At 75.4% G+C, this 16,341-nt stretch carries 17 protein-coding genes and 1 pseudogene; 8 read left to right on the top strand and 10 right to left on the bottom strand.

Annotated elements, in window-relative coordinates; all coding sequences use genetic code 11:
- Positions 1-70: 70 nt before the first annotated feature.
- Together SM573_RS26220 and SM573_RS26215 are read right to left on the bottom strand one after the other, a co-directional pair.
- Positions 71-892, bottom strand: coding sequence for a DUF1206 domain-containing protein (locus SM573_RS26220; RefSeq protein WP_474615016.1), 822 nt, complete (start codon positions 890-892; stop codon positions 71-73).
- 61 nt (positions 893-953) lie between these two features.
- On the bottom strand, positions 954-1,319 hold the full coding sequence (locus SM573_RS26215) for a hypothetical protein (protein ID WP_474615015.1): 366 nt from the start codon (positions 1,317-1,319) through the stop codon (positions 954-956).
- Positions 1,320-1,385: 66 nt separating this feature from the next.
- Between SM573_RS26215 and SM573_RS26210 the strand changes: the two genes are divergently transcribed.
- Entirely contained in the window at positions 1,386-2,612 is a 1,227-nt protein-coding gene (locus SM573_RS26210; protein WP_474617298.1) for a cysteine desulfurase-like protein, read from the top strand.
- Complete coding sequence (locus tag SM573_RS26205; RefSeq protein ID WP_474617297.1) at positions 2,609-2,899, top strand: GNAT family N-acetyltransferase; 291 nt, start codon at positions 2,609-2,611, stop codon at positions 2,897-2,899. The genes SM573_RS26210 and SM573_RS26205 overlap by 4 nt, the downstream gene beginning before the upstream one ends.
- 51 nt (positions 2,900-2,950) lie before the next feature.
- Here the strand turns inward: SM573_RS26205 and SM573_RS26200 are convergent, their stop codons facing one another.
- On the bottom strand, positions 2,951-4,450 hold the full coding sequence (locus SM573_RS26200; RefSeq protein WP_474615012.1) for a glycoside hydrolase family 3 protein: 1,500 nt from the start codon (positions 4,448-4,450) through the stop codon (positions 2,951-2,953).
- Complete coding sequence (locus tag SM573_RS26195; RefSeq protein ID WP_474615011.1) at positions 4,447-4,593, bottom strand: hypothetical protein; 147 nt, start codon at positions 4,591-4,593, stop codon at positions 4,447-4,449. The genes SM573_RS26200 and SM573_RS26195 overlap by 4 nt, the downstream gene beginning before the upstream one ends.
- A 75-nt stretch (positions 4,594-4,668) precedes the next feature.
- Between SM573_RS26195 and SM573_RS26190 the strand changes: the two genes are divergently transcribed.
- The 4 genes from SM573_RS26190 (at position 4,669) to SM573_RS26175 (ending at position 8,214) form a co-directional block, all read left to right on the top strand.
- On the top strand, positions 4,669-4,794 hold the full coding sequence (locus SM573_RS26190; protein ID WP_474617296.1) for a hypothetical protein: 126 nt from the start codon (positions 4,669-4,671) through the stop codon (positions 4,792-4,794).
- Positions 4,795-4,883: 89 nt separating this feature from the next.
- The gene (locus SM573_RS26185) at positions 4,884-5,834 is read left to right on the top strand and encodes a TIGR03557 family F420-dependent LLM class oxidoreductase (protein WP_474615009.1); all 951 of its coding nucleotides are present in this window, start codon (positions 4,884-4,886) and stop codon (positions 5,832-5,834) included.
- Positions 5,835-6,011: 177 nt separating this feature from the next.
- Positions 6,012-7,643: a RecQ family ATP-dependent DNA helicase gene (locus tag SM573_RS26180; RefSeq protein WP_474617295.1), complete on the top strand. Its 1,632-nt coding sequence runs from the start codon at positions 6,012-6,014 to the stop codon at positions 7,641-7,643.
- A gap of 67 nt (positions 7,644-7,710) precedes the next feature.
- Entirely contained in the window at positions 7,711-8,214 is a 504-nt protein-coding gene (locus SM573_RS26175; protein WP_474617294.1) for a hypothetical protein, read from the top strand.
- Between the two features lie 99 nt (positions 8,215-8,313).
- On the opposite strand, the gene SM573_RS26170 is transcribed toward SM573_RS26175, so the two are convergent.
- On the bottom strand, positions 8,314-9,870 hold the full coding sequence (locus SM573_RS26170) for an MFS transporter (RefSeq protein WP_474615006.1): 1,557 nt from the start codon (positions 9,868-9,870) through the stop codon (positions 8,314-8,316).
- A 79-nt stretch (positions 9,871-9,949) separates the two neighbouring features.
- Here SM573_RS26170 and SM573_RS26165 point away from each other — a divergent pair, with 79 nt between their 5' ends.
- Complete coding sequence (locus SM573_RS26165; RefSeq protein WP_474615005.1) at positions 9,950-10,705, top strand: TetR/AcrR family transcriptional regulator; 756 nt, start codon at positions 9,950-9,952, stop codon at positions 10,703-10,705.
- A 38-nt stretch (positions 10,706-10,743) separates the two neighbouring features.
- Positions 10,744-11,727, top strand: coding sequence for an AraC-like ligand-binding domain-containing protein (locus SM573_RS26160; RefSeq protein ID WP_474617293.1), 984 nt, complete (start codon positions 10,744-10,746; stop codon positions 11,725-11,727).
- Positions 11,728-11,968: 241 nt separating this feature from the next.
- On the opposite strand, the gene SM573_RS26155 is transcribed toward SM573_RS26160, so the two are convergent.
- The 5 genes and pseudogenes from SM573_RS26155 to SM573_RS26135 all read right to left on the bottom strand — a co-directional run.
- Positions 11,969-12,952, bottom strand: coding sequence for a DNA topoisomerase IB (locus tag SM573_RS26155; protein ID WP_474615003.1), 984 nt, complete (start codon positions 12,950-12,952; stop codon positions 11,969-11,971).
- Entirely contained in the window at positions 12,936-13,889 is a 954-nt protein-coding gene (locus tag SM573_RS26150; protein ID WP_474615002.1) for a glycosyltransferase family 9 protein, read from the bottom strand. Before SM573_RS26150 ends, SM573_RS26155 begins: the two co-directional genes overlap by 17 nt.
- A complete protein-coding gene (locus SM573_RS26145) occupies positions 13,886-14,584 on the bottom strand; it encodes an SDR family oxidoreductase (protein ID WP_474617292.1) in 699 nt (232 codons plus the stop codon). Before SM573_RS26145 ends, SM573_RS26150 begins: the two co-directional genes overlap by 4 nt.
- Positions 14,581-16,071, bottom strand: coding sequence for a PfkB family carbohydrate kinase (locus SM573_RS26140; RefSeq protein ID WP_474617334.1), 1,491 nt, complete (start codon positions 16,069-16,071; stop codon positions 14,581-14,583). Before SM573_RS26140 ends, SM573_RS26145 begins: the two co-directional genes overlap by 4 nt.
- Before the next feature lie 26 nt (positions 16,072-16,097).
- Positions 16,098-16,341 (bottom strand): annotated as a pseudogene (locus tag SM573_RS26135) (phosphoheptose isomerase); the annotation flags it as partial.

The raw sequence follows: 16,341 nt of genomic DNA, 5'->3' as shown, positions 1-16,341 counted from the left end.
CCCTGAGTTCCGGGCACTTTCCGGGCACGACGGCGATCCGGACGGCCACGCCCGGATCTCGTCGACCGGGTCAGACCCGGCGGTAGCGGGACTGGAGGAAGCAGAAGGCGCCGAAGGCGATGATGCCGAGGGCGACCAGGGTCAGGAGCACGGTCCCGTACGACTGCTCACGCAGCGTGTGCAGCGCCGCGTCCAGCCCGCGAGCCTTGCCCGGGTCGTAGTTGACGGCGGCCACGATCACGAGCACGCCGGCGATGGCGTACGCGACGCCCTTGGCCGTGTAGCCGGCGACGCCCAGCCGGCGGGAGAGCCGCCGGACGCGCGGGCTCATCTCGCCGCGCCGGAGGTGCTTCTCGAAGCGCTTCACCAGCCCGTAGACGACCAGGCCGACACCGATCGCGGCGAGCACCAGCCCGGCCAGACCCACCAGCCACCGGCCACCGGCGGACTCCATGGCCCGCCCGGTGAGCGCCTCCTGCTGGTCGGCGCTGTTCGAGCCGGCGTCGGCGAACACCTTGTACGCCGTCCAGGCGAAGTAGAGGTAGACGAGGGTCCGACCGGCCGAGGCGAGGCGTTCCCACGTCCGTTCCCGGCCCCGCTCGGCGCGGTGCCCGCCGGCCGCCTCCAGCGCCTGCCACAGCGCCATCGCGAGCAGCCCGACGGCGGTGGCCACGACCAGGACCTTGCCCAGCGGCTGGGCGGCCAGGGTGCGCAGCGCGCCCGACTGGTCGCCGTCGTCGGCGGACCTGCCGAACGCGATCTGCAGCGCCAGCCAGCCGAAGAGCAGATGCACGACCCCGTAGCCGACGAAGCCGGCCCGGGTGAGGACTTCCAGCCACCGGCTGTCCGCGGTGCGGGCGGCGGTGGCTTCGGCGTTGTGGGTCAGTGACATGGAGGCCACAGTCTCCGCACGCGGTGATCGTCAAACGTGGCCGCCGCCTCCGGCGGGCGGATCAGCCGCCGGAGCCCTGCGAGACGCGGATCTTGATCTCCTGGTCGGTGACGCTGTCGAGCGTGACCGCCAGGCCGCCCACCTCGGCCGCCTGCTGGCCCGTGAGCAGGGTGACCTGCTCGCCGGCCACCTCGACGGTCACCTGGTCGCCCTCGACGCCGACGAGCTTGGCCTCGACGCCGAGGATGCTGGCGCTCGCGTCGACGCCGCGCTGGAAGGTGACCGTGCAGGAGCCCGCGATGCTGCAGTCGGTGTCGGCGCCCTCGGAGCTGCAGCCGGCGAGCAGCGCGACGCCGAGCGCCAGGCCGGCCAGCACGCCGGCGGCGCGGCGGGTGGGGGTCTGCGGGAAGGTACCGGGTCGCTTCATCACCCCGACAAGGGTACGAGACGCCCGCCAGGAGACCCAACCGCGAGGAGAGCTAGGGTCGGCGCCATGCCGTTCGACGTCACCCGGGTCCGTGCCGCCTACCCCGCCCTGGCCGAGGGCTTCGTCCACTTCGACGGTGCCGGGGGCACCCAGACCGCGGGGCCGGTGATCGACGCGGTCGCCGGGGCGATGCGCAGCGCGGTCAGTAACCGCAGCAGCGCGTACCGCCCGGGCCGGCGGGCGCTGGAGCTCGTGGCGGACGCCCGTTCGGCGGTGGCCGACCTGGTGGGCGGCGAGCCGGCGGGGGTGGTGCTCGGGCCGAGCGCCACGGCGCTGCTCTACACCCTGGCGCGTACCCTCGGCGCGACCTGGCGCCCCGGCGACGAGGTGGTGCTCTCCCGCCTCGACCACGACGCGAACGTCCGGCCGTGGGTGCAGGCCGCCGAGGTGGCCGGCGCGACCGTGCGCTGGGCCGATTTCGACCGGGGCACCGGCGACCTGCCCGTCGACCAGTACACCGAGCTGGTCACCGAGCGCACGCGGCTGGTGGCGGTGACCGCCGGCTCCAACGCGACCGGCACCGCGCCGGACGTGCCGGCGATCGCGAAGATCGCGCACGCGGCCGGGGCCCTCGTCTGCGTGGACGGGGTGCACTCGGTGCCGCACGCCCCGACCGATCTGGCGACGCTCGGCGCGGACGTGCTGGTCACCAGCGCCTACAAGTGGTCGGGGCCGCACCTGGCCGCCATGGTGGGCGACCCGCGACGGTGGGCCGCGCTGCGCCCCGCGAAGCTGATCCCCTCCTCCGACGCCGTGCCGGAGCGTTTCGAGTACGGCACGCCCAGCTTCCCGCTGCTCGCCGGGGTGGCCGCCGCCGTGGACCACCTCGCCACGCTGGACCCGGCCGCCACCGGCGACCGGCGCGCCCGCCTCCGGGCCGGGCTGAGCGCCGCACAGGCGCACGAGGAGGCGCTGCTGGACCGGCTCCTCGCCGGGCTCGCCGCGCTGGACGGCGTCACCGTCTACGGCTCCCCCGCCCGGCGCTGGCCCACGGTCTCGTTCCGCGTCGCCGGGTTGACGCCGGCCCGCACCCAGGCGGAGCTCGGCGAGGCCGGCTTCTGCCTGTCGGCGGGCGACTACTACGCCTACGAGTACTTCACCGCCATGGGGCTGCGCGACACCGGTGGCGCGGTGCGGGCCAGCGTCTACCACTACAACACCGCCGACGAGGTGGACCGCTTGCTCGGCGAACTCGACCGGCTGGTCGCCCTCGGGCGGACAATGGTCGGGTGAGCAGCCTGGTCGAGGACGATCCCGCGAAGCGCCGGTTCGAGATCCTGGTCGACGACGCGCTGGCGGGGTTCGCCGCGTACGAGACCCGGGGCGGGGACGTGCTGGTCTTCACGCGCACCGAGATCGACCCCCGGTTCCGGGACATGGGCGTCGGCGCGGAGCTGGTGCGCCGGACGCTCGACCAGGTGCGCGAGCGCGGCGGGCGGGTGGTGCCGCGATGCTCGTTCATGGCCGGCTTCATCGACCGCCACCCCGAGTACGCCGACCTGGTGACCGACGCGCCCTGACCCACCGTCGCGCGCCGACGGGGCAGGCCCTCCCCGCCCGCCCGGCGGCGGTCAGCGGGCGCCGGCGAGCAGCTCGGCGGCGGCGTGGCCGGCGGCCCGGGTGGCGCCGTGGGTGGCGACGTGCACCGCCCCGGTGACCAGCTCGGGCACACCGAGTTCGACCACGACGGCGTCCGGGCGGGCGGTCAGCGCGCGGGTCACGGCGGCCCGCATCCAGTCGTGGCGGTGCAGGTCGCGGACGACCAGCACGACGGGCCGGCCGCCGGCCCCCGCGGTGGGGTCGGCCGGCACGTCCGGCTCGGCGTACCGGTGGGTGGTGGTGCCGGGCAGCAGCGCGGTGAGCGGTCCCCCGATGCCCCACGGGGTCTCCGCCCCGATCGCGATGTTGCGCGGCGGCTCGAACTCGACCACGTACGCGGCACCGGCCAGCGGCAGGGCCCGGACGCCGGCCGCCGTGGTGGTGACCCGCAGCGCGCGCCGCGCGGCGGCCAACCCGACGTCCGACGTGTCGGCGGGCAGGCCGTGCCGGGCGGGTCGGGCGGCCCGGGCGGCGGCGGTCCACGCGGCGAGCTGGCCCACCCGCTTGGCGGCCTCGGCGAGCCGCTCCTCCGGCAGCTCGCCGGAGAGCACCGCGGCCACGATGGCGTCCCGCAGCTCGCGGGCGTCCTCCTCGCCGGCCCGTTCCCCGCCGATGCAGATCGCGTCCGCGCCGGCGGCGAGCGCCCGGACCGTGGCGCCGGCGAAGCCGTAGCGGTCGGCGACCGCCCGCATCTCGACGGCGTCGGTGACCACCACGCCGGAGAAGCCCAGCTCGTCGCGGAGCAGCCCGCCCAGGATGCCGGGACTCAGGGTGGCGGGCAGCTCCGGATCCAGCGCGGGCACCAGCAGGTGCCCGGTCATCACCGCCTGTGCCCCGGCGGCCACGGCGGCGCGGAACGGGGCCAGCTCGGTGGCGTCCAGCCGGTCTCGGCCACCGCTGATCAGCGGCAGGTCGTGGTGGGAGTCCACCCGGGTGTCGCCGTGGCCGGGGAAGTGCTTGGCGCACGCCGCGACGCCGCCGGCCTGGAGGCCCCGGACCCAGGCGGCGGTGTGCCGGGCCACCAGCCCGGGATCCGCGCCGAAGGACCGTACGCCGATGACCGGGTTGGCCGGGTTGGAGTTGACGTCGGCGTCCGGCGCGTAGTCGAGGGTGACGCCGAGGCTCGCCAGGTCGTTGCCGAGGTCGCGGGCCACCGCCTCGGTGAGGTCCGGGTCGTCCACCGCGCCAAGCGCGAAGTTGCCCGGCCGGGAGCTGCCCCGCACCGACTCGATCCGGGTGACGTCCCCGGCCTCCTCGTCGATCGCCACGATCACGTCGGGACGCTCCGCGCGCAGCGCCGCGGTCAGCGCGGCCACCTGGGCGTGGTCGCGCACGTTGCGGGCGAAGAGCACCACCGAGCCGAGCCCTTCGCCCAGCCACCGGCAGACCCAGTCCGGCGGGGTGGTGCCGACGAAACCGGGCTGGAGGACGGCGGCCGCCAGCGCGGCCAGGTGACCCTCGGGAAGGCTCATGCCGACGCCTCCCACCGGTCGGCGTCCCCGGCGGGCGCCTGCGCGCCGTGCCGGGCCGTCCGCTCGCTGCGCTCGCTCATGCGGCCCCCGTACCCCCACTTCTCCGCGCCAGGGCGGCCCGCCCGGTCGGGCGGTGCTGCCATGGTCACACCGCGCCACCAAATAGTCAATAAACCTTACAGTTGCTCGACCGGGCGACCGTGGGCAGAGTGCGGGGCATGGATTCCACGCTGCTGGCCGACGCGACCAGCCCGGCCGACATCCCCGGCGTACGACTGCTCGGGCTCGTGGTGGGCGGCCTGCTGCTGCTCGCCGCGATCCGGGCGATGTTCGGGCGCCGCTGAGTCCGTCCCCGGCGCGGGCACCGGTGTGCCGTTCCCGGCACCGGGGTACCGCTCCCCTCGTTGACCCGGTGACGTCACGAGGGGGTTCCATGAAGATCGGATATTTTCTGTCCACGGAGGAGTACAGCCCGGCCGAGCTGCTGGACCAGGCGCGCGGCGCGGAGCGGGCCGGCTTCGAGGCGCTCTGGATCTCCGACCACTACCACCCCTGGGTGGACGCACAGGGCCAGAGTCCCTTCGTCTGGTCGGTGATCGGGGCACTCAGCCAGGTCTGCCGGCTGCCGGTGACCACGGCGGTGACCTGCCCGACCGTCCGGATCCACCCGGCGGTCCTCGCCCAGGCGGCGGCGACCAGCGCCGTGCTGCACTCGGGCCGCTTCGTGCTCGGGGTCGGCAGCGGCGAGGCGCTCAACGAGCACATCCTCGGCGACGCCTGGCCGCAGGCCGACGTCCGGCTGGAGATGCTGGAAGAGGCGATCGAGGTGATGCGGGAGCTGTGGCGCGGGGAGTTCGTCAACCACCACGGCAAGCACTACACCGTCGAGCACGCCCGGATCTACACGCTGCCGGACGCCCCGCCGCCGATCTACATCTCCGGCTTCGGCCCGAAGGCCGTCGACCTGGCCGCCCGGCTCGGCGACGGCTACATCAGCACCATGCCCGACGCCGACCTGGTGCGCCGGTTCCGCGAGGGCGGCGGCGGTGACAAGCCGTGCCAGGCCGGCTTCAAGGCCGCCTACGCCGACAGCGAGGACGAGGGGATGCGGCTCGCGTACGAGCGGTGGCCCAACTCCGGCGTGCCGGGCGAGCTGTCCCAGGTGCTGCCGTCCCCGCGCCACTTCGAGCAGGCCGCGCAGCTGGTGAAGCCGGAGATGATGAAGGAGTCGTTCGTCTGCGGCAACAGCGCCGAGGCGCACGTGGAGATGATCGAGCAGTACGCGAAGGCCGGCTTCGACGAGGTCTACGTGGCCAACACCGGCCCCCACTACCAGGGCCTGTTCGACCTCTACGAGCGGGAGATCCTCCCCCGCTACCAGTGATCCCGGCGGGCCCCGTCCCGCCCGCGCCCCGCGACCCCGCGGTGTCGGCCCCCGGTGGTGCTGCCCACGGCGCCCCCGGGGCCGGAGCCGCGGGCCCACGGCGGACGGAGTCCCCGACGACGCCGACCCGAGGGAGACGGTTTCGTCGGTGATCGCCTCGGGTACCTCCGGCCCTCGATGAACCTGACCCGGCACTCGACGACCCTGCGCCGCGCGGCCCGCAGCCTGTTCGGCTGGACCGCGCTGCGGCCCAACCAACTGGCCGCCATGCGCGCGGTGATGAAACGACGCGACGCCCTGGTGGTGCTCCCCACCGGCGCCGGCAAGTCGGCGATCTACCAGATCCCGGCCAGCCTGATCCCCGGACCGACCGTGGTGATCTCCCCCCTGCTCGCCCTCCAACAGGACCAGATCGCGGCTCTCAACGAGCGCCAACGACCCGAGCTGCGGGCCGTCCGCATCAGCTCGCACGAGAGCCCGGCCCAGCGGGCCGAGGCCATCGAGGAGCTGCGGGCCGGCCGGGCGGAGTTCCTGTTCATCACCCCGGAGCAGCTCGCCGACCCGGACCGGATGGCCGAGGTCCGCTCGCTGAAGCCGGCACTGGTGGCGGTTGACGAGGCGCACTGCATCTCGGCGTGGGGGCACGACTTCCGACCCGACTACCTGGCGCTCGGTCACCTCGTGGAGGGGATCGGTCGACCGCCCGTCGTGGCGCTGACCGCCACCGCCTCGCCGCCGGTCCGCGACGACATCATCGCCCGGCTGCGACTGCGCGACCCGGAGGTGGTGATCTCCGGGCTGGACCGGCCGAACCTCTTCGTCGAGGTCGCGTACTGCGCCACCGAGGACTACCGCTGGCGGCGACTGATCGCGCTGCTGCGCGCGGACGAGCGCCCGGGCATCATCTACGTCCCCACCCGCCGCGCCGCCGAGGACCTGGCCGCCCGGCTCACCGACGCGGGCTTCCCATCGCGCTACTACCACGGCGGAATGCCGGCCGGGGCGCGGGCCGACCTGCACGAGGCGTTCCTCGCCGACCAGGTTCCGATCATGGTGGCCACGTCCGCGTTCGGCATGGGCATCGACAAGCCGAACATCGCCTGGGTGGTGCACATGGCGCTGCCCGACTCGCCGGACAGCTACTTCCAGGAGATCGGCCGGGCCGGCCGCGACGGCGCACCGGCCCGGGTGCTGCTGCTCTGGCAGGCCGAGGACGTCGGCCTGCGCCGCTTCTTCAGCGGCGGCCTGCCCGACACCGGCGAGCTGCGTGATCTGGCGGCGCTGCTGCGGGCGGAGCCCCGCACCCGCAAGGAGCTGCGGGAGCTGACCGGGCTCGGCCCGCGCAAGCTCGGCCAGCACCTGTCCCTGCTGGAGCAGGTCGGCGCCGCCGAGCCACGGGCCAAGGGGCGGATCGGGGTGCCCCGCTACGCGCCGACCCCGGTGGACGCCGCGGCGGCGGCCCTGACCGAGGCGGAGCGCCAGCAGACGCTCACCCGGTCCCGCACCGACATGATGAGGGCGTTCGCGGAGACCACGGGTTGCCGGGGGCAGGCGCTGCTCGCGTACTTCGGCGAGCAGATGACCGAGGTGTGCGGGCACTGCGACAACTGCCACGCCGGCACCAGCACGCCGGACGACGGCGCGGTCGGGCCGTTCCCGGTGCACAGCCAGGTCCGGCACCCGGAGTGGGGGCCGGGTCTCGTGCTGAGCTACGAGGAGGACCGGATGACGGTTCTCTTCGACGAGGTGGGGTACAAGACACTGTCCGTACGCGTGGTGTCCGAACAGGACCTGTTGACGCTGGACTAGCCTGAGCCCGGCGCGCGCCCCGGCGCGCGCCGACGTGCACTGACAGACAGGCGGAAGGGACGTTGCCGTGATCGAACAGCCGGCGTACACCGGATTCGGCTTCTCCGACGGTGAGTGGGGGCTGCTGGTCGGGCTGCCGCAGTCGGTGCTGACCGCGGCGAGCGCCGCGGAGTCCGACGGCACGCGCCGCACCATGGCCGAGAACGCCGCCGGGCTGGAGACCATCGCCGCCGGCCGCGAGTCGGCCAGCCCGCTGGTCGCCGCGGTGGCCGGCGAGGTCGTGACGCGGGTGGGCGACCCGGAGGCCGGTGAGGAGCTGCCGGTCATCTCCCCCGACGACCCGCGGGCGCTGATCGAGGACGTGCTCGCCCGGGCCGGAGAGGCCGCGTCGCTGCTCGCCGCCCGGGTCGACGAGGGCGAGGCCGGGGCGTACAAGCACTGGCTCGTGGAGATCGCCGAGCAGGTCGTCGTGGCGGCGTCCAGCGGCGGTGTGCTCGGGCTCGGCGGCGAGACGGTCAGCGACTCCGAGCGCCGCTTCCGCGACCGCCTGGCCCAGGTCCTGAACGACTGATCCCCGGTATCCCCGCGATCGCGCGCCTGGTGGCCCGGCCATGCGCGCCCTCCGCCACATCTCGGCGGCCGAGCCCGTGCGATCGCGGGGGCGGGGGGGTCAGCGCGTGGCGGCCGGGTCGCGGGTCGGGGTCGGGGTGGCGGCGGGGTCCGGCCTCGCTCCGCGCAGTGTGGTCACGGTCAGCGCGGCGGCGACGAGCATGAGCAGCCCGGCGGTGGCGGCGGCCAGGTGCAGGCCGTCGGTGAACGCGTCCACGGCGGCGGCCCGTACGGCGGCGCCCGCCTGCCCGGGCAGCTCCCCGGCGACCGCCAGCGCCCCGGCCAGCGTCTCCCGGGTGGCGGCCACCGCGTCGGCGGGCAGACCGCCGGGGAGCCCGTCGACCACCTCGCGCCGGTAGAGCGCGCCGCCCACGCTGCCGAGCACCGCCATGCCGAGCGCGCCGCCGAGTTCGCTGCCCGACTCGGTCAAGGCCGAGGCCATTCCGGCGCGCTCCGGGGGCGCGGCGCCGAGCACCAGCTCGGTGACCAGTGACATCACGACCACCAGCCCGGCCGCGTAGACGCTGGCGCCGAGCAGCAGGGTGAGCAGGCCGTCCTCGGCCGGCACCCGGGTGAGCACCACGAAGCCGGCGGCCGCGACGACGAACCCCGCGCCGATGAGCCACGCCCGGTCGATCCGCCGGGCCAGGGCGGCCGCGGCCGGCGCGATCCCGCCGACGACCACGGACGGCACCAGGCTCCACAGTGCCGCGCGCAGCGGGCTGAACCCGAGCACCGACTGGAGGTGCTGGGTGGTGAAGATGGCGAACCCGACCATGGCGAACATGGCCACGACGTTGACGCCGAGGGCCCCGCCGACCGCCCGGCGGCGGACCAGGGTGAGGTCGACCATGGGGTACGCGAGCCGGCGCTGCCTGCGGACGAAGACCGCCGCGACCACGAGCCCCGCGGCGATGGCGAGCGCGTGCCGGAGCGCCCAGCCGTCCCGGGCCAGCTCCTTGACGCCGTAGATCACCGGCAGGAGCGCGGCCAGCGACAGCACCGAGCTGAGCAGGTCGAAACGCCCGGCGCGCGGGTTACGGAACTCCGGCACCAGCGCCGGCGCGAGCAGGAGCAGCAGGACCATCGCGGGCAGGTTGATCAGGAAGATCGATCCCCACCAGAAGTGTTCGAGCAGGACGCCGCTGAGGACCGGGCCGATGGCGATGCCGCCGGTCAGGGCCGCCGTCCAGATGGCGATCGCGGTGCCGCGCTGCTTCTCGTCGTGGAACATGTTGCGGACCAGCGCCAGCGTCGACGGCATCAGGGTGGCGCCGCCCACACCGAGCAGCGCCCGGGCCGCGATCAACGTGCCGGCGCTGTCGGCGTACGCGGCGAGCACCGACGCCGCGCCGAACGCGACGGCTCCGCAGAGCAACAGCCGGCGCCGACCGATCCGGTCGCCGAGGGCGCCCATCGTGATGAGCAGCCCCGCGAGGACGAAGCCGTAGATGTCGAAGATCCAGAGCTGTTCGGTGCTGGTCGGGCGCAGCTCGGCGCTGAGGAAGGGAACGGCGAAGTAGAGGACCGAGACGTCCATCGAGACCAGGAGCAGCGGCAGCATCAGCACGCTGAAGCCGATCCACTCGCGGCGACCGGCGCGGGATGTCGAGGGCATGGGGACTCCTTCTGCGTACGCTATACGCGTTACTGCGTAGACCATACGCAGAACTAGGATGTGCCGGCAAGGAGGAACCGTGGACCCGACAGCAGACGAGGCGCTCCCCCCGGCCATCGAGGCGGCCTGGGGGCTGCGTGAGCGCGCCCCGAAAGGACCCCGCCCCGGGCTGACCCTGGCGGGCATCGTCGCGGCCGGGGTGGCGGTCGCCGACGCGGAGGGCCTCGCCGCCGTGTCGATGAGCCGCGTCGCCAAGGAGCTGGGCGCGGCGACCATGGCGCTCTACCGGTACGTCGGCGCCAAGGAGGAACTGCTCACGCTCATGGTCGACGCCGCCTACGGTGAGCCGCCCGCGCCGGACGGATCCGGGCCGCGGTGGCGCGCCGGCCTGTCCCGGTGGGCGTGGGCCGAACGCGAGGCCATGCAGCGCCACCCCTGGGTGGTCCGGGTCCCCATCAGCGGCCCGCCGGTCACCCCCCACCAGCTCAGCTGGCTCGACGCCGGCCTGCGCTGCCTGCACGGCACCGGCCTGACCGAGGCCGAGAAGATGTCGGTGATGCTGCTGCTCACCGGCTACGTGCGCACCGAGGCGCTGCTCACCACGCAGCTCCTCGACGCGGCACAGGCCGCCGGTCGGGACCCCGGCCAGGTCATGCCGTCGTACGGCCGGCTGGTCGCCCGGCTGGCTGATCCGGCGCGCTATTCGGCGCTGCACGCGGTGCTCGCCGCCGGCGTGCTCGGGCAGGACGACGACCCCGACGACGAGTTCGCGTTCGGCCTCGACCGGGTGCTGGACGGCGTCGAGGCGCTGGTGCGTACCCGCACGGCCCGCTGACCGGGACGGCCGACGATGGGCGAGGAAGGATCGGGGCGATGACGGGCCTCCGGGTCGAGACACTGGACACGAGCGTGGTGGCACCGGCGGACCGCTTCCCCCTCTGGGTGGAGATGGCCGCACGGGTGTCCGCCCCGGTCGCCTTCACCAGCGACCACGCCGCCGACTTCCAGGGCCGCGCCCGGATGATCGACCTCGGCGGCATCGGGCTCACCCGCTTCCGCTACCAGTCCCTGGTCGGCCGGCGTACGCCCCGGCTGATCCGCCAGGCCGACCCGGAGGTCTACCAGATCGCCCTGGCCATGGGCGGGACCTGCGCGATCAGCGCCCGCCGACGGGACACCTCCGTCCCGGTGGGCGACTTCACGCTTGTCGACTGGGGTCGCCCGCACGACCTGTCGCACCTCGGCGAGGCCGACGGCCGGGTCCCCGCGGCCTCGGTGACCGCCGTCATCCCCCGCTCGCTGCTGCCGCTGAGCGCCGACAAGGTCGACCGGCTCACCGCGGCTCGCCTGTCCGGGACGGAAGGGGTCGGCGCGCTGCTGGCGCAGCACCTGCACCGCGTCACCCGGTATCCGGAGGAGTTCCGCGCGGGTGACGTGCCGTACCTGGCCGACGTCACGCTGAGCCTGGTCTCCGCCCTGCTCGCCCGCCACCTCGACGCCTGCGACGAGCTGCCGGCCGAGGTGCGCCAGCGGGAACTCCTCGCCCGGGTCCGTGACTTCCTCGAGCGGCACCTCGACGACCCGGACCTGAGCCCGCAGGCCGTGGCGGACGCGCACCACATCTCGCTGCGGACGCTGCACCGCCTCTTCGAGTCCGAGGAGGAGACCGTGGCCGGAGCCATCCGGCGGCGCCGGCTGGAGCGTTGCCGGCGCGACCTGGCCGACCCGCTGCTGCGGCACCGGCCGGTCCACCTCATCGCGCGCCGCTGGGGCTTCACCGACCGGGCCCACTTCAGCCGCGCCTTCCGCGCCGCCTACGGCGTGGGGCCTCAGGCGTACCGCGCGGGAGGGCACTGACGCCGCGTTCAGGAATGGCGCGGGGAGTCAACCGTACGGCGCGGACGGTCAATTCGGGGCCGGCAGACTTGCCGGAAGCGGCCGACCTGTCCGAGCCATCGGCGGGTTCCGGCCGGCCATCGGGGGACCGTGGCGTGGCACCCGCCACCGGCAGCGCCGGGCGGGTGCCGCCTCGGTTGCCCCCACACGTCTGGGGCTCCGGCCCCGTCGCCTCTCCCCCCAGGACCGGCGACGGGGCCGGTCAGGCCTCCTCAAGCAGCTCCAGCACCGCCCGTTCGGCCTTCTCGCGGGGCGTACGGTGGTCCACCGTCACCACCACCCCGTCGTGGTAGAGGTCGACGACCCGCGGGTCCACGTAGGACGTGCGGGCCACCGTCGGGGTGTTGCCGAGCAGCTCGGCCACCTCCCGCATCACCGCCGCCACGGCCCGCTTGCGCGCGGTCGCGGAACGGGCCGGCTCCGCCGCGGCCAGCTCGATCGCGGCCCGCACCGTGGCGTGCCAGGTGCGGAAGTCCTTCGCGGTCATCTCCCCGCCGCTGGCGGCGCGCAGGTACTCGTTGACCTCGTCGGCGCGTACGTCCCGCCAGTCGCGGCCGTCCCAGTAGCCGAAGAGCCGTTCGGCGCCGCGCCGACGCCGGCGCAGGTTGACGAGCACCCGGCACAGCTCCGGGTCGTCGATGCGACGCACCTGCTCGATCCCGCCCTTCGCGGGGAACTCGAACACCACGCACCCACCCCGGGAGCGGGCGTGCTCGGGTCGCAGGGTGGACACCCCGAACGTCGGGTCGTCGCCGGCCGCGTACTGGTCACTGCCGACCCGGAACATGCCCATGTCCAGCAGCCGGGTCACGGTGGCGAGCACCCGGTCCCGGTTCAGGCCGCGTCCGCCGAGGTCCTGGTCGACCCGCGTACGCAACGTCGGCAGCCGGCGGGCCACCTCCAGGACGTGGTCGAACTTCGCCTCGTCCCGCTTCTCCCGCCACACCGGGTGGTAGAGGTACTGCTTGCGGCCGGCCGCGTCGACGCCGGTGGCCTGGATGTGCCCGTTCGGGTACGGACAGATCCACACGTCCCGCCACGCGGGCGGGATCACCAGGGCGCGCAGCCGGGCCAGCTGGTCCGGGTCGCGCACCGGCTCGCCGCCCGGGTCCAGGAAGAGCCAGCCCTTGCCGCGCCGCCGGCGCCCGTACCCCGGCCGGCCCGGATCGCTACGCCGCAACCGCACCGGACTCCCGCACCACCCGTTCCACCTCGTCCACGGCGGCCGACACCTCGTCGACCCCGAGGGCCGTCAATGACGGGTGGCTTCCTACCCCGTCCCAGCTGGGCCAATCCCTCTCCCCGGCCCAGATCACACGGTGCCGGGGCCGGCCCGGCGGCGGACCCCAGCGCTGCGGCGGGACCGGCCCGAAGAGCACCACGGAGGGCGTGCCGTAGCCGGTCGCCAGGTGGGCCACCCCGGTGTCCCCGCTCACCACCACCCGGGCGTACGCCACGAGCGCCGCCAGCGTCCCCAGATCGGTCCTGCCGGCCAGGACCGCGTCGCCGGGCAGCCCGGCGGCGGCAGCCACCCCGGCGACCAGCTCCCGCTCGTCGGACGAGCCGGTCAGCACCACCCGGTGCCCCCGCTCGGCGAGCCGTCGGGCCAGGGCCGCGAAGCGGTCGGCGGGCCAGCGCTTCGCGGCGATCTTCGAGCCGGCGTGCACCACGGTGGCGCCCGTCGGCACCTCCCCCACCGGAGGCCGGGCCAGCGCCAGGTCGGACGCGTCGGCGGGGATGCCGTACCAGCGCAGCAGCCGGCACCAGCGCTCCACCTCGTGCTCGGACTCGTCCCACTGCGGCCCGTCGGTGAACCGGGCCTCGGGGTTGGCGAAGGCGAGCAGCCGTCCGGGCCGGGCGGCGGCGAGCGCCCGGTGCGACCGGGGCCCCCGCCCGTGCAGGTTCACCGCGAGGATGGGCGGCGGACCGGGCCAGCGGGCCCGGTCGGGCTCCGGGGTGTCGACCAGCCGGTCGACGCCGCCGACCAGGTCGACGAGCGGCGCCAGCCAGGCCGGCGCGGCGAGCACCAGCTCCCGGTCGGGGTGGGCGGCCCGCAGCGCGCGCAGCGCCGGCACGGCGGTGGCCAGGTCGCCGACGCCCAGCGCGCGCAGCACGAGGATCACGGGTAGGACGACTCCTGCTGGGCGCAGACCACCATCTCCCGTACCGCGCAGCCGGGCGGCTGGGCGAGCGCGAACATGACCGCGGCCGCGGTGTCGGCCGGGTCGTTGAGCACCGCGTCCGGGCCCGGCCGGTAGCGCTCGTCGCGCTCGTCGAAGAAGGCGGTGCGCATCCCACCCGGGACGAGCAGGGTGACGCCGACCGTGCCGGCCAGCTCGGCGGCGAGGGCGCGGGTGAAGCCGACCACCCCGAACTTCGACGCGCAGTACGCCGTGGCGTCACTGACCGCCTTCACGCCGAGCGTCGAGGCCACGGTGACGATGGTCCCCCGCGACGCCTCCAGGTAGGGCAGGGCGGCCCGGACCACCGCGGCGGTGGCGAGCAGGTTCACCGCGACGATCCGTTCCCAGGTCTCCGCCGGGACGTCCGCGAGCCGCCCCGGCACGTCCACCCCCGCGGCGGTGACGACCGCGTCCAGGCCGCCCGAGCGCTCGGCGAGCTGCCGGGTGGCCGCCTCGGCGGCCCGCGTGTCCGCGAGGTCGCACTCGACCCAGGGCACCCCGTCGCCGGGCGCCTGCCGGTCGATCACCAACGGGCGTCCACCGGAGCGGGCGACCGCGGCGACCACGGCCGCGCCCAGGCCGCTCGAACCGCCGGTGATCAGGACGGTGGATCCGCCTCCCTGCGCGCCGGTCACCGCGCCCCCTCCACGGCCGGGGCCGCCGCGCCGGCGGCCCAGTCGGTCCCGGGGAACCGGGCGGCGGCGCCGTACGCACCGGCGAGCCGCCCACCGCCCCGGGCGGCGGCGATCATGTCGGTGGTCGAGCGTCCCTCCAGGTACGGCACGACGACCGTGTGCCCGCCCCACCGGCGCAGGATCTCCGCCTCCGGCAGGGCCGGCACGTCCCCGGCGCCGGTGGCGTAGTCGCCGCCCTTGACCCAGATGTCCGGGCGCAGCCAGGACAGTGTGGCGTGCGGCGTCGGCTCGTCGAAGATCATCACCGCGTCGACGCAGCTCAACGCGGCCAGCAGCCGGCTGCGGTCGCCCTGCGGGACGACCGGCCGGTCCGGCCCCTTCAACCCGGCCACGCTCGCGTCGGAGTTCAGGCAGACGACGAGACAGTCACCGAGCTTCCGGGCCGCCTGCAACGTCGCCACGTGACCGGCGTGCAGCAGGTCGAAACAGCCGCCCGTGGCGACCACCGTCCCGCCGGCGGCCCGGACCTCGGCGAGCAGCGCGGCCACCGCGGCTACACCGATCCGCTCCGCACCCGGGCCGGAGACCGCGCCCGCCTCCGGACGCACCGGCGGCGGCAGCGCCGTCGCCACTCCCCCGGCCGCCACGTACGCGGACGCCTCGGCGACCGCCTCCTGCACCGCCTCGGACACCAGCGCACCCCGGGCGAGGGCGAGACTCGCGGACGCCGCGAACCGGTCCCCGGCCCCGCAGGTGTCCCCCTCGGCGGTCGCCGGGGACGGCACCATCAGCGGCGTCGAGTCGGTGTGGCACAGCAGCGCGCCGTCGCCGCCGAGGGTCACGGCGACCGCGCCCGCCCGCCACCGGCGGCGCAGCCCCTGGGCGCCGCGGGAGGCGGTGGCCAGGCGGGTCGCTCCGGGCAGCGCCGGCACCAGCTCGCGCGCCTCGGACTCGTTCGGCGTCGCCAGCTGCACGCCCGGCACCGCGGCCGGCCCCCGCGGATGGGGATCCCACACCACCGGCGCCCGGGTCGCGGCGAGGGCCGCGCGCAGCGCCGGCTGCCGGGCCACCCCCCGGCCGTAGTCGCTGACCAGGACGGCGGAGGCGCCCGCGATCACCCGCAGCACCGCCTCGGTCGGCTCACCGGGCTCGCCCTGCGGGCCGCCCCGGTCATGGCGCAGCAGCACCCGGCCACCGGCCCGCAGCCGGATCTTCTCCGGCGTGGCACCGGCCAGCGGGAGCGCGTACACCTGCACCCCGGCCGCGGTGAGCAGCGCGCTCAGCCGGGCCGCGCCGGGGTCGTCGGCGAGGGCCGTCACCAGCACCACCTCGGCGCCCTGCGCGGCGGCGAAGACCGCGGCCAGGCCGGCGCCGCCGGGCCGGTCGACGAATCCGGTCTCGTCGAGCACCGGCACCGGGGAGTCCGGACAGAGCCGGTTGACCACCCCCTCCACGTCCCGGTCGAGCAGGGTGTCACCGACCACCACCACGGGTCCCGTCACGTTTCCCCTCCTCATCCTGTCGCCTGCACCTGCTGACCGGGGCCGCCGTCCCACACCACCTCCACGCCGGTGCTCACCCCGGCCGCCGGGGACGGCGCGCCCGGCCCGCGGGAACCACCCGCCGACGCGGCCAGCGCGGCGGGCAGGGCCTGCTCGACGTACTCGCAGAGCAGGTGGGTGGAGACCAGGTGCAGCTCCTGTACGACCTGGCTGTCGGTGGAGGTGACGGCGAGGACGTCGTCGCAGAGTTCGGCG

It is taken from the genome of Micromonospora xinjiangensis (assembly GCF_056150165.1).
This window is presented reverse-complemented; position numbering and strand designations above follow the sequence as displayed.